This window comes from Enterobacter sp. K510 (assembly GCF_055804875.1).
Map to the genome: position 1 here is coordinate 202,988 of NZ_JBNRLQ010000007.1, position 13,059 is coordinate 216,046.

Consider the following 13,059-nt stretch of genomic DNA (forward strand, 5'->3'; position numbering starts at 1 on the left):
GGTACGAAAAGTGCGCGGCACCTTTGATGTTGGGTCATCCCATGCCAAATATCAATGGCCGCGCCGGGTTTCAGAACAGTCTGTGACCCGGCGCGGGTTTCGCTACTCCAGCTGCCGGTTGATGTCGTCAATAGCGGCCCGCCACTGCGCCTGAAGTTGCGGCTTCTGATGTTTCGGCTTGCGCGCCAGATCTTCCGCCAGCCGGGTTTCAAGCGCAATCAGCTCAGCGAGCAGCCGATCGTCATCAGTTTCTGGCGAACGGGGGGAAGATCCCGCCGCGACAGGTGCCGTCACCGCGTCCGGCTCCCGCAGCCGCGCAAACACCGCCTCGACGTCGTGCCACTCGTTAAGCTCGCCGTCCTCAATCAGCCAGAAACGGTTACAGCTGCTGGCGATCAAATCACGATCGTGGCTCACCAGCAGTACGCCGCCGTCAAAGCCGGAAAGCGTCTGCGCCAGCGCTTCTTTGCCTTCCATATCCAGATGGTTGGTCGGCTCATCCAGCATCAGCAGGGCATAACGCGCCAGCGACATGCCGACAAACAGCAGACGCGAGCGCTCGCCGCCACTTAAGGTGCTGACCCGCTGCCCGTGACGCGCCCAGGCGAAACCGGCGGCGATCAGCGCCTGTTTCCGCACCTCCGGCGGCGGGGCGAACGGCTCCAGCGCATCGAACAGCGTATCCTCATCATGCAACTGATGGAGCGTCTGATCGTAGTAGCCGATGGTAACGCGCGGATGCAACACCACGCCTTCACTTAGCCGCGGTTGCCGGTAATGCTGCCACAGCAGGCGTAACAGCGATGATTTCCCACAGCCGTTGCGTCCCATAATCGCCACCCGATCGCCGCTTTTGATTCGGCCAAGGGGCAATCTGAACAGCGACGCAGCATCCGCTGCCGGAGCGACATCAAGTTCGCTCAACTCCAGTAGACGGTCGGCGCGCAGCGCATCGCCCTGCAAGGTAAGCGTCCAGTGGCTACCGGCGGTGACGTCGGTTTGTACCTCTTTCAGGCGCAGGATCTGTTTTTCCATCTGCTTCGCTTTGCGGGCGAGATCTTCGTTATCGTAAACCTGTCCCCAGGTCGCCTGCCGTTTCGCGCTGGCGGTGATGCGGTCGATCTCTTTCTGCTCGGCTTTCTGACGCAGGGCGTCGGCTTCATCCCGTTCAGCCAGCGCCCGTCGTGCGGCCTGGCACGGCAGGGCAAAACAGTTCAGCGTCTGGTCGCGCAGGATCCAGGTGGTGTTGGTCACCGCATCCAGCAGTCGCGCATCATGGGACACCAGCACAAAGCTGCCGTTCCAGCGCTGCAAAAACTGCTCCAGCCACAGCAGCGTCGGCAGATCGAGGTGGTTGCTCGGCTCATCCAGCAGTAACAGATCCGGCTGACGGATCAGCGCCCGCGCCAGCAACAGCCGCGTGTGCTGACCGCCGCTGAGCGTACCCGCGCATAATTGCCACTCCCGCTCGCTGAAGCCCTGGCTGGCAAGCAGCGTTTCCGCCTGCCAGCGTCGGGCATCGCGTTCCGCCTGCGGCAGTTGCGACAGCACCGCGTCAAGCATGGAGAGAGAAGCAAGCTCATCGGGCAGGTGTTGTTCGACCCGCGCCAGTAGGCAGTGTCGGGCCACAGAATAGACGCCAGCGGTCGGGGAAAGGGTGCCGTCCAGCACTTTTAACAGCGTGCTTTTGCCGCAGCCGTTATAGCCCACCAGACCAATGCGGTCGCCTTTCTTAACGGTAAAAGAGAGATCGCGAAACAGCGAACCGAAAGCCGTATCGACACGAAGTGATTGTGCAGTTAGTAATGTGCTCATTGCTTACTCAAGAGTTACAGGCACAGGTGTGCCTCGTCAAACATCGCTGACGATAACCCAGTAAGCCCGAGAGAAGGGACTCAGGTGATAGCTTCGCTCAAGCTTCAGTTATCGCAGCACGATACTGGTAACGCTTGAGCAGTGGCGATCGCCAAAATGATGTGAATGGATAAACAATTCACAGCACAGCATAAGTAACCTCCTTTTATATTTATCAGGTGAATGAATACAGTGAGTGTAACGGGGGAACCGAAGTTTGACTAGTGGCCCCTCGCTACCAGATTTTGCTCTGTCAGACGCATAAGATCCCCCCAGCCGCACGTTATTGAGCGGGCGCAGCGGGGCAAGGCGGTTATTGACAGCAGCAGAGCAGGTACAGAGGGAGCACCAGGCTTCCATCCATGCCAGGTTAGTGGCTGCCAAAAACCTGCACCGCCCGCTGCAGGCGCGCGGCGCGGGCAGAGAGATCTCCTGCGGCGGTAGTGACCAGCTCCACCATGACATTATTGTTGTGCGTCATCACCCCGATGCGTGAGACGGACTCATTGATCAGCGCCAGCGCCTGTGTCTGCTCCCGGGTCGCGGTGCCGATCTCTTTGATCATCTGTGACATCTGTAGCACGTTGTCGATCATGGCCGTCAGGTGCGATTCGGTGCTCTCCACCATCGCCACGCCATGACTGACGTTGGCCACATTTTTCTCGATCAGCGTTTTGATCTCTTTCGCCGCCGACGCCGAGTGCTGCGCAAGGTGCCGTACCTCAGCGGCGACCACCGCAAAACCGCGTCCGGACTCGCCCGCGCGGGCAGCTTCCACCGCCGCATTCAGCGCCAGAATATTGGTCTGGAAGGCGATACTGTCGATCACGCTGATGATGTCAACAATCTGCCGGTTATCACGGGATACGGACTGCATCATGCTGATGGTCTGTTTCATGATGTTGCCGCTGTTCATGGCATTGCCGCTGGTTTCATCGGCGCGGAGCATCGCTTCGCCTGCGGTTTCCGCCGTCTGTTTTACCGCACTGGCGATTTCTTCCACCGCCGCTGCCGTCTGGTGCAAATCGGCAGAGGTTTCTTCCGTGCGGGTATGCAGGGAAATGCCTTCTTTGGCGATGCGCTGGCTGATCTGCCGGATGCCGTGCAGCTGGGTAGTGACGTCATCCACCAGGGAATTCAGATTAAGCCCGGACTGATTCACCATGCGCAGCAGTAAACCAATCTCATCGACGCGGTTAAACTGCACGTAATCGGCCTTGCGCCCGGAGATCACTTTCTGCATCTGGGTAAGAATGGTTTTTAGTGGTCGCGCAATTTGCGCGGTGAGAAACCATGATAACAGCGCCAGGATAAGCACCGTGGCGCTTATTTTTACCGGCAACATCACGGGCATCATTTGCAGCCCCACAATCGCCAGCAGACTAATACCTGTTCCAAGATGAATTCGCCGGGCGAGGCTGATCCACTGAAACAGCGACAGGAAGGAAAATAAACCCCGCCGCACCAGCAGGCCTTTATAAAAGCGGTGACCTTTGAGGTTATTTTCATTTACCGCGGCGTAGAGTTTTTCGGCGGCGTTAATTTCGTCGCGCAACGGAATATTACGCACCGAGATGTAGCCTGTGAGCCGCTCCTGCTGATAAACCGGCGTGACGTTGGCGCGTACCCAGTAATGGTCACCGTTCTGACGGCGGTTTTTCACCAGCCCCGTCCAGCTTTCGCCCTGTTGAATGGTGAACCACATATCCGCAAAGGCCGCCGCTGGCATATCGGGATGGCGAATAACGTTATGCGGTTCGCCCGTCAGCTGTTCTTCTTCATAGCCGCTTGCGTCAATAAAAGCGGAGTTAGCATACGTAATATGGCTGTGCGTATCGGTGGTCGACATTAATGTCATGCCATCTTTAAGCAAATACTCTTTTTGTGTAACAGGAGTGTTACGCTTCATAAAATCCCCACGATGAAGTGTTTCAGGTAAACCCTGAAAATAAGTGTCGTGCAGTGCATATTTTTGTTTTCGGCGTGGCATTTTCTACTAAGCGCAATGCAACGGATAGTAGGCGGGAGAAATATTTTTTTAAGCAGGGATTAAATAAGCGTGTTATAAAATTGATAAATAAAAATACCGGCAGTCTTATTTAAAGAACGACCTCAATACTTATCGCAAATAAAAAGAACATTTCCTGAATAAACGCAGGCCAGGCATTTTCGCATGAGGCATTTTATTAACACCTCATGCACATTTAGCGACGTGCAGCCACCGACTCCCGAATAATCAGCGTTCCCTCGTGGCGCGGCAGCGGGGCGGTTTCGCTTTCGGCGGTGGGCGATAACAGAATGCGCACCGCGTCGCTGATCATCTCATCCATCGGGATATGTACCGTCGTCAGCGTCGGGGTGAAGTATCGCCCGATAGTGGAATCATCAAAACCGGCGACGGAGATGTCCTGCGGTACGCGGAAACCCTGATCGGTCAGCGCTTTGGTGACGCCGATGGCCATATCATCGTTAGCCGCCAGAATGCAGGTCATGTCGCGACGCTGTTTCAGCAGCGCGCACCCGGCTTCATAGCCGCTTTCTGTGCTCCAGCTGCCGCGTACGATCAAGGATTCATCCGGGACAATTCCCGCCTGGTTTAATGCATCGCGATACCCGGCAAGGCGGCTGTCGCCCGTGGGGGAACCTTCAGCGCCGCCCACAAAGGCGATGGTGCGGTGCCCCTGTTCCAGCAAATAGTTCATCATCTGCATGCTGCAACGGTGATGATCGACATACACGGCGTTGTTGCGGTTACGCTTCAGCTCGCGGTTAATCACCACAACGGGCACCGTATTCTGATCGATGATGTCATCAAGTTCGTCAACGCTGAGATATTTGGGATAGATCATGATCGCCTCGCAGCGCAGCTGAAGCAGGAAATTTATGGCATTACGCTCATCTTCCCGGCTGTGCTTGCCGTCGGCGAGCACCAGCTGGCGCTGGTGATCTTCACTACAGGTCGCGGCCTGGTAAATCATGGCGGAAAAGAAGGGGCCGTTATACAGGCCGTTGGTGATCACCAGCCCGACGGAATTTGATTCGCTGGTCGCCAGTTTGCGCGCCAGCAGATTAGGCCGGTAGCCGGTTTCTTCAATGGCCTGAAAGATGCGGGCCTTAACGTCCTCGCTGACCACTACCTTACCGTTAAGCGCGCGTGACACTGTCGCTTTTGAGACGCCCGCTTTTCTGGCAACATCCAGTATCGTGACCATAAATTCCTGCTTGTTATCAATACCTCTGCCTATTATGCAGCAGGAGCATGATAGTAAGGGGATTTTGCAGCGGAAATTGTGCGGCAGAGCAGCGAATTGGCCACTCTGCCGCAGGATGACGGCCTCAGGCCACGGTCATCAGCGGCGTGTTCTGCCGGATATCCCCGTGAGACTGATGTTTGGTTAAGCGGTAGTCGTCGCTGTTGATCACCAGCACCGGCGTGGTCAGGTCGTAACCGGCACGCTCGATAGCCTCTTTATCAAACTCCAGCAACGGCGTTCCCGCTTTTACCACATCGCCTTCTTTTACCAGCGGGCGGAAATGTTGCCCCTGTAAATTCACCGTATTCAGGCCGACGTGGATCAGCAGCTCTGCGCCGTTATCACACGCCAGCCCGACCGCATGATGGGAGTCGATTAACGTTTCTACGCGAGCGTCACAGGGGGCGACTACCAGACCCGACTGCGGTCGGATGGCGATACCGTCACCCAGCGCTTTCTGCGCGAAGGCGTCGTCGGCAACATCTTCAAGGGCCATCACTTCGCCGTCCAGCGGACTCATGATGTTCAGGCTGGCAGGCGCAGCCGTCACAGGATTATTTGCCGGTTCGCCACGTTGTTCTTCAGCCACCGGATCTTCAAAACCGACAAACTGTACCAGCACAATGGTCAGCACAATGGCCGTGGCGCTGCCCGCCAGCTCGCCAATAAAGGACAGGGGCGCATCCGGGCTGATGGCGTTCACCAGCGTGAACAGACCCGGCAGCGCGGCGTAGGCGTAGTAGAGGGAACCGAACAGGCTGGCGACAACAGCGCCGACCGCGCCACCGATGCAGCCACAGATAAATGGCTTTTTAAAGCGCAGCGTAACGCCGTAAATCGCGGGTTCAGTAATGCCGAAAATCGCCGTCACACCCGCCGACAGCGAGGTGGTTTTCAGTTCGCGGTTGCGGCTTTTCAGGAAGACGCCGAACACCGCCGCCATCTGGCCGATCACCGCGATGGTCTGGTAGGCCTGGAAGGAGTCATAGCCCTGGGTGTCGAAGTTCGCCATGATCACCGGCGTAATGCCCCAGTGAACTCCAAAAATCACCACTATTTGCCACACGCCGCCAATCACCGCCGCTGCCACCGCAGGGGCTGCCGCAAAGAGCGCGTTATAGCCGGAGGCAATGCCCATCGCCGCCCAGGTGGTGACCGGCCCAATGATAATCAACGTCAGGGGTACAATGATCACAAAGCACACCAGCGGAGTGAACAGGGCGCTGACCACGTCCGGCAGGATGCGCTCGACCCGCTTTTCCAGCCACGACAGCGCCCAGACAAGAAATAACGGCGGCAGCACCGACGAGGTGTACACCGTTTTCGCCAGCGGGATGAACAGGAAAGTAATGGTTTCGCCGCCCGCGATGCGGCCCGCCATGGCAGACCATTCCGGGTTGATCAGCGCACAACAGCAGAGCACCGCAATATAGGGGTTACATTTGAAATGGCGCGCGGCGGTAATGGCGATAAACACCGGCAGGAACGCAAAGGGCGTCCATGACATAAAGTTCAGAATGGCGAAGGTGCCGGTGGTTTTTACATCGGCATCGATAAGCCCGACAACAATCAGCAGCCCCTGTAAGATCCCGGCTGCCGCCAGAATATAAACGATGGGCGCGAACACCGCCGACATGGTGCCGATCACTGCATCCAGCCAGCGGGTTTTCGGTTTGGCTGTTGCACCGGCATGGTTTTCGCCGAGCAGGGCGGAGAGCGCGTTGAATACGTCGGCGACGTGGGTGCCAATCACCACCTGAAACTGACCGCCGCTTTCCACCACGGCGATGACGCCGGGCAGATCCTGAATGCGCGTTTTAGCTTCCGCAGGAGTTTCATTGAGTACGAGGCGTAACCGGGTGGCGCAGCGGGTAAAGCTGCTGATGTTATTTTCACCACCTGCCTCGCGAAGGATGTCACTGGCTAACTTATTGTAATCCCTGATAACTGCCATTATTCATGTACCTTTTTTATGGGTAAATTTTTATGTGACTTTTCGTGTAACCGGTTTCATGCTAGCAGTGAAGGATTCGCGTGCAACCGGTTTCATGGCGGAGTGTGGGCTGAATCACATTGATTGGCTGAATGAATAAAACAGACAGTGGGGGATGAAATGCAAAAACCGGGGAAGCAAAAGGCGAGGTAAAGAGGGGGGCCAATCCATTGGCCTGATCAAGGTTTAAATCTGTCTCAGATGTCGTCCATGGTGTAGCTAACCACCAGTTCCAGGCAGTGACGGATCACATCAGCGGTGGTGGCATCGTGCGTGGTTTCCAGCGTACCGATTAACCACAGGATAATGTCTTTATTGCTGGCATGTCCCTGGGACACCAGCAGGCTTCTGATAGCGGTAGCCAGCAGGGCGGATTCATCCGGCATTAAATCAGCGGCGTTACGAACATAAGCAGATAAAGCGGGGTTGTGCAGTGCTGAAAATACGTCTGGTTGCTGTGCATGTGCAATCATGGAATTCATTATATTTCACCGCGGTTAAGAGTTTATTGGCTGACCAGAGTCAGGGAAAATACCGGCCTTTTACTTTCATTCGAAAACAAATAATTCATTAAATGGAAGACATCAAATCTGGCGTTCAAATAACATGCCGATCAGCGCCTGATAATGTTGTTCTTCTTCCTGGCTGGTGGCCTGTTCAAGGCGTACCAGTAATTTTGTACAAAGATTTTTGCGATTGAGATGGCGACCTGTCGTCAGGATTTCCACCACAATTTCACCCAGCGTTTCCTGCTGAGTCGGCAGAGCGGCTTTACTAAAATATTGTGCAATGGCAGCAGATGAATCGAAGGTATACCCGTCCTGTTGCATTGGTCGCTCCTGTTAAATGTGCTGAACTTGTTAACTTGTCGACTAAGTTATACAAACTTTCTAAACTTGTACATAGCCAGCGTACAGGTTTTTAGGTATTTTGGAGTCTGGAAGATATATCATTCTAATTTCAGTATTTTAGGACCGAAAAAAAATTGGTGGTGTGAATGGGGAGTTGTACAGCTTATACAAGGCAAATTTGTACTGAAAATGACTTTCGTATCGGGCTTAAGCCACTGTAATATCTGGACAAAAATATATTTTCTGAAGACCACAGACGGACAAGACGAATAGCCTGGCATCTGTTAATGTTGGCCGCAGATATCACACTCTCGGGGAAAAAATGCTCACAACCATCATCTACCGCAGCCATATATGCGATAACGTTTCAGTTAAATCGCTGGAAGAAATGGTAGCGGGTGCAAACCAGATAAATAGTCGGGCAAATGTTACGGGCATTTTACTTTTCAATGGCACACATTTTTTCCAGTTGCTTGAAGGCCCTGAAGAAAATGTGGTGGAAATTTACCGTCATATCTGTCGCGACCAACGCCACTATAACGTAGTGGAGCTTCTGTATGATTACGCTCCTGCAAGACGCTTCGGCAAAGCCGGTATGGAATTGTTTGATTTACGGCAGTCCGAAAAAGAGGAAGTTTTGCAGGTCGTACTGGACAAAGGCACGTCGAAATATCAGTTAACGTATAACGACAGGGCGCTGCAATTCTTCCGCACCTTTGTCGAAGCCACAGAAAAAGAGAATTATTTTGAGATCCCTGCCGGTGATGCATGGGAATTTGTACCTGATAATGAGGTTGTACAACTTGGCGCACCGTTGAAATCAACGTCAACAGAGTACAGCTTTGCGTTTCAGCCCATTATCGACCCGCTGACCCGTGAAATCGCGTCGGTAGAAGCGTTGTTACGTACACCGGATGGCGGCGGCCCGCAGGCGTATTTTGCGGGTATGCAGGGGGATGAGGTATACCTTGCCGATCTGCACAGCAAAAAAGTCGCTTTTGCGATGGCGGGGGGATTAAACCTGCATGAGCAGGCGCTGTCGGTGAATCTGTTGCCGATGACGCTGGTGAAAATACCCGAAGCGGTTGATGTGTTGTTAGAGGGTATCGCCACCAGCGGACTGGTGCCGGAACAGATCATCGTGGAGTTTACCGAAGGCGAGGTAATATCCGGTTTTGACGCCTTTACCGGCGCGGTGCGTCAGCTGAAAGCCGCAGGTATCAGCGTGGCCATCGATCATTTCGGCGCAGGTTTTGCCGGTCTGCAATTGCTGACGCAGTTTCAGCCGGACAGGATCAAGATTAACCGCGAGCTGATCAAGGACGTGCATACCAGCGGTCCGCGCCAGGCGGTCATACAGGCGATTATCAAATGCTGCCACTCGCTTGAAATTGCCGTTTCCGCGGTGGGCGTCGAGAAAGCAGAAGAATGGATGTGGCTGGAATCGGCTGGCATCAGCCAGTTCCAGGGACATCTTTTTGCCCGTCCGGCCTTTGATCAAATCCCGCAGGTGGCCTGGCCGGAAAAGAAAGCCGACTTATAATCATCCGCTACACCTTTGTACAAGCCCCGCAGAAGCGGGGCTTTTTTTTCATTCGAAAATTATAAATAGTGTTTATTAACAGGCACATAATTCTTGTACAACAAAAAAGGGTTTGTACAAGCTCAGGATATTGGTTAGTTTAATGTGAAGTGTTAAATAGATGTACAAAGGAGACCTATGGCTCATTACAGTATTGGCGATGTCGCTGAACGATGCGCAATCAATCCTGTAACGCTGCGGGCCTGGCAACGTCGTTATGGATTGCTGAAACCTCAGCGCAGTGAAGGCGGCCATCGACAGTTCGATGAAGAGGATATTCAGCGCATCGAAGATATTAAGCGTTGGATCAAAAGCGGCGTACCGGTCGGAAAGGTGAAGGCATTGCTGGAAGCAAAAGAAGTGGCGGTGGACGACGGCTGGTCATTACAGCAGGAAGAGATGATGGCCGTGCTGCGCCGGGTCAATCCTGCGAACTTACGCGCCAAAATTAATGAAGCAGGGCGTGAGCACCCGGTCGATGCCTTAATCGACCATGTTTATACCCCGGTGCGTCAGCGTTTAAATCTCGATCAAAATACTGCCCGCGCTATGAGCAGCCTGCTGGATGGCGCGCTGATTGAATACGCCGTGAGCTGTGTCGCGCAGGCGCGATTAAAACCAGGTAAAGAGGCGCTACTGATAGGCTGGGATACTGACGACCGTACCCGGCTGTGGCTGGAAGCCTGGCGCCTTTCGCAGCGGGGATGGCATATTGACGTGCTCGCCGAACCGCTGGATCTGCCGCGTCCGGAACTCTTCCCGGGGCAGCATATTTTTATCTGGACAGGTAAAACCCTGACGCGCCGCCAGCAGGAACAGTTTGAGCACTGGCACGAACAGGGTTTCACCATCGTATTTCACGGTAAGTAAGCGTTATTTTCCCCAGCGGCCACGCAAATAGCTGACCGCCTCCCGGGTCTGGGGCTGATTAAGATAGTCTTCCCTGAACAGAATAGTGCCGTTGATATTCGGCACAGACTCGTTCAAATCGATCTGTTTTTTCAGCTCCGGCACACCGCCGTTAATTGTCCAGTCGGGTTCATTTTTCGACGCTTCACCCACTTTATATAATGCGACGCCAATATACAGGCGCGTATTTGTCGGCTTCACCACGTTTGCCCACCAGTGCGCCAGCACATCGTAACGCGCCGCATCCCGTGCAAAAGGCCAGTAGATCTGCGGGGCGATATAATCCAGCAATCCCTGTTGTACCCAGCGCCGCGTATCCGCATAGGATTCGTCATAGGCCGCCGCGCCGCGCGTGTTCGAACCGGAGGGATCGTGGGAAATATTGCGCCAGACCCCCGCCGGGCTGACGCCAAATTCCACTTCGGGTTTCAGCTGCTTGATGGTGCGCGACACCTGTTCGATCAGCTGTTGCGTATTATGCCGCCGCCAGTCTGCTTTCGAAGCAAATCCCTGCCCGTACTGCCGGAATGTCTGGCTGTCGTTAAGCGGCGAACCAGGCGTTTCCGCATAGAAATAATCATCGAACTGCACGCCATCCACCGGGTAACTTGTCACCACTTCCGCCACAATGCTGGTGATCCAGTCGCGCACTTCCGGAATGCCGGGATCGAGCACATAGCGGTCCCCTGCGGTGCGGATCCAGTCACGATGCAGCACAAAAATACTGGTAGGACGCAGCGCCAGCGTACTGTTCAGCTCGCTGGCGGTAGAGGGTTTGATATTGGTGGAGACGCGATAGGGGTTAAACCAGGCGTGGACTTTCATGCCGCGCCGGTGCGCTTCATCCAGCATAAACTGCAACGGATCGTAACCAGGATCCTGACCAATTTTTCCGGTCAGCATATCTGACCACGGCAGAATTTTTGACGGCCACATCGCTGTGCCATCGGGTTTTACCTGGAAAAAAACCGTATTGATGCCAAGCCGCTGCAAATTATCCAGCTTGGTTTTCAGCGCTTCCTGCTGCATCCGGATGCGCACCGCGCTGCTGCTGCCGTTGACCGACTCACGCGGCGGCCAGTCGAGGCGGGACACCGTCGCCAGCCAGACCCCGCGCACCGGTTCGTCAGGCTGTGATGATTTATCCGCCAGCGGCTGCTTTGTCACCGGCGGCAGCGGGGTGACCAGCGAATGCGGCGCTCTGGAGGAACAGCTGACCAGCAGCAGGGCGCAGCCGGTAAGGGCAGCCACGCGGGCAACGCGGCGCAGCCGCGGAAAGCGATGATAACGGGCGATGATAGTCTCCGGATTCGCATAAAGCGGTGTGGGTGGCGTCATTTTCATGGTATTCAGACTTAAGTCAATGAGTTAGATAACTGGTAATGATGGTAGTCTCTCCTGAATCAAATGAAAAATGAGATCCCGATCTCTGCCCTGATGTAACGAAATGACATGTGAACGGGCTAACATTTTTGAACCTGATCACACTCTATAGTGACTGCACATCAAACAGAGACACAGTAACTTCTTATGGCATCCCTGAAAGACGTCGCCAAAAAAGCCGGTGTATCAACCGCCACCGTATCCCGGGTGCTGAATAATCATCCGGGCGTAAATCCGGAAACGCGCCAGGCGGTGCGGGATGCCATGGATTTTCTCTGTTATGTGCCACTGAAAAGCGCCGTGCAACTCAGCGGAAAATGTTCGGGTCTGATTGGCGTGGTATTACCCAATCTGGTCAACCCTCACTTTTGCGAATTACTGGCCACCTTTGAAGAAGAGGCCCGCTATATTGGCAAATCGGTGATTGTGAAAACGCATCAGAATCAGCCGCAACAGGATAAACAGATTATTCATAGTCTGATTGGCATGGGCATAGACAGTCTGCTGTGGGTGCCCACTGAAGCCGAGGCGGAATTATCGGAATGGCTTCGTGCCACCCACATACCGGTGGCGGTAGTCACGCAGGTCTCCCGCTTCTTTAATTCAGTGTCCATTAACCAGACCCGTGGCGCGGAGAATATCGCCGGGCATTTTATTCATACCGGCCACACTGCCTTTGGTTTTATCGCCCAGGACGGGGTGGATAATCGCAAGGCGTCGGCCTACAGCAGGAAAATTACCGGGCACGGCCTGCAACTGGCGCTGGCGCACCAGTTCTGGATCGGTAAAGGCGAGGGGGAGAGAACCTCCGGGCATATCCATAACCTGGACGTGATCATCGATAAACTGAAAAATGACCCGGCGCGTTGCACCTGTCTGCTGGTCTATAACGATGTCGCCGCCTGCTACATTATCGATGGCCTGAAAGCGCAGGGGCTGACCGTTCCGGACGATATTGCCATCGCCAGCTTTGATAATACTGTGCTGGCGCAAACACAAAAAATAACCAGCGTCGCGCAGCCAATAAATGAAATTGCGCACCTGGCGTTTCAGATGGTGAAAAATAACAGCCAGCTGGAAAGTATCGACATGGTGGAGATCGTTTCGCGGTTAATTATCCGCGAGAGCAGCGTCAGGCTGAATATCACGACGCTGTGATACGTTTAATTTTCGCCTGAATTAATCAACACGACATTTATCCCGGATGGGACCGGTCTGATGACCCGTGCCCGG

General features: G+C 54.4%; 10 protein-coding genes. 3 read left to right on the plus strand and 7 right to left on the minus strand.

The window, feature by feature from the left end; genetic code table 11:
• Positions 1-102: 102 nt before the first annotated feature.
• From ACQUTD_RS14175 to ycgZ, 6 genes are all read right to left on the minus strand, one after another.
• Positions 103-1,815, minus strand: a complete 1,713-nt coding sequence (locus ACQUTD_RS14175) for an ATP-binding cassette domain-containing protein (protein WP_473275739.1) — start codon at positions 1,813-1,815, stop codon at positions 103-105.
• 409 nt (positions 1,816-2,224) lie between these two features.
• The gene (locus tag ACQUTD_RS14180; RefSeq protein WP_473275736.1) at positions 2,225-3,763 is read right to left on the minus strand and encodes a methyl-accepting chemotaxis protein; all 1,539 of its coding nucleotides are present in this window, start codon (positions 3,761-3,763) and stop codon (positions 2,225-2,227) included.
• A 295-nt stretch (positions 3,764-4,058) separates the two neighbouring features.
• Positions 4,059-5,066, minus strand: a complete 1,008-nt coding sequence (locus ACQUTD_RS14185) for a substrate-binding domain-containing protein (protein WP_473275735.1) — start codon at positions 5,064-5,066, stop codon at positions 4,059-4,061.
• A gap of 124 nt (positions 5,067-5,190) precedes the next feature.
• Positions 5,191-7,062, minus strand: a complete 1,872-nt coding sequence (locus ACQUTD_RS14190; RefSeq protein ID WP_473275733.1) for a beta-glucoside-specific PTS transporter subunit IIABC — start codon at positions 7,060-7,062, stop codon at positions 5,191-5,193.
• 236 nt (positions 7,063-7,298) lie between these two features.
• Entirely contained in the window at positions 7,299-7,574 is a 276-nt protein-coding gene (locus ACQUTD_RS14195) for a biofilm development regulator YmgB/AriR family protein (RefSeq protein WP_220408914.1), read from the minus strand.
• 111 nt (positions 7,575-7,685) lie between these two features.
• Positions 7,686-7,931 (minus strand): regulatory protein YcgZ, encoded by a 246-nt coding sequence (ycgZ, locus tag ACQUTD_RS14200; protein ID WP_136129556.1) that lies wholly within the window; start codon positions 7,929-7,931, stop codon positions 7,686-7,688.
• A gap of 343 nt (positions 7,932-8,274) precedes the next feature.
• On the opposite strand from ycgZ, the gene ACQUTD_RS14205 reads away from it, so the two are divergent.
• Positions 8,275-9,495 carry an EAL domain-containing protein gene (locus ACQUTD_RS14205; RefSeq protein WP_473275729.1) on the plus strand — a complete coding sequence of 407 codons (1,221 nt, stop codon included), beginning with the start codon at positions 8,275-8,277 and terminating at the stop codon, positions 9,493-9,495.
• A gap of 177 nt (positions 9,496-9,672) precedes the next feature.
• On the plus strand, positions 9,673-10,404 hold the full coding sequence (locus ACQUTD_RS14210; protein WP_072568473.1) for a MerR family transcriptional regulator: 732 nt from the start codon (positions 9,673-9,675) through the stop codon (positions 10,402-10,404).
• Between the two features lie 3 nt (positions 10,405-10,407).
• Here the strand turns inward: ACQUTD_RS14210 and ACQUTD_RS14215 are convergent, their stop codons facing one another.
• Positions 10,408-11,781 carry a family 10 glycosylhydrolase gene (locus ACQUTD_RS14215; protein ID WP_473275725.1) on the minus strand — a complete coding sequence of 458 codons (1,374 nt, stop codon included), beginning with the start codon at positions 11,779-11,781 and terminating at the stop codon, positions 10,408-10,410.
• Positions 11,782-11,973: 192 nt separating this feature from the next.
• Here ACQUTD_RS14215 and ACQUTD_RS14220 point away from each other — a divergent pair, with 192 nt between their 5' ends.
• The gene (locus tag ACQUTD_RS14220) at positions 11,974-12,984 is read left to right on the plus strand and encodes a substrate-binding domain-containing protein (protein WP_473275722.1); all 1,011 of its coding nucleotides are present in this window, start codon (positions 11,974-11,976) and stop codon (positions 12,982-12,984) included.
• The last annotated feature ends 75 nt before the right edge of the window (positions 12,985-13,059 follow it).